At 67.2% G+C, this 436-nt stretch carries 1 protein-coding gene and 1 pseudogene; both read left to right on the forward strand.

Annotated features, from left to right (window positions below; genetic code table 11):
* Window positions 1–202: aminopeptidase N C-terminal domain-containing protein (locus KDL01_RS47250; RefSeq protein ID WP_212534296.1), on the forward strand; the 202-nt coding region annotated here is incomplete at its 5' end.
* Window positions 203–248: 46 nt separating this feature from the next.
* Window positions 249–436: pseudogene (locus KDL01_RS47255) on the forward strand (class 1 fructose-bisphosphatase); the annotation flags it as partial.

The raw sequence follows: 436 nt of genomic DNA on the forward strand, positions 1-436 counted from the left end.
CTATGCGTTCTGGGCCGAGCAGGTGCTGGCGCTCGACGCCATCAACCCGCAGGTCTCTGCCCGCCTGGCCCGCGCGCTGGACCGCTGGCGCAAGTACGTGCCCGCGCTGCGCGACGCCATGCAGGACGCGCTCAAGCGCGTGGCGGCACATCCGAGCCTCTCGCGCGATGTGCGCGAGATCGTTGGCAAGGCGCTGGCCTGAATGTCACCGCTTGTATCGTAAAATCGCGCCCGTCTCAGGAGAACCCATGAAGCGCATCAACCTCACCCGCTACCTGATCGAAGAGCAGCGCGAGCACAACACCATCCCGGCCGAGTTGCGTCTGCTGCTCGAAGTCGTGGCCCGCGCCTGCAAGGCGATCTCGCACAGCGTCAACAAGGGGGCCCTTGCCGGCGTGCTCGGCTCGGCCGGCACCGGCAACGTGCAAGGCGAAAC

It is taken from the genome of Actinospica durhamensis, from assembly GCF_018139695.1.
Classification (GTDB): Bacteria; Actinomycetota; Actinomycetes; order Streptomycetales; family Catenulisporaceae; genus Actinospica; species Actinospica durhamensis.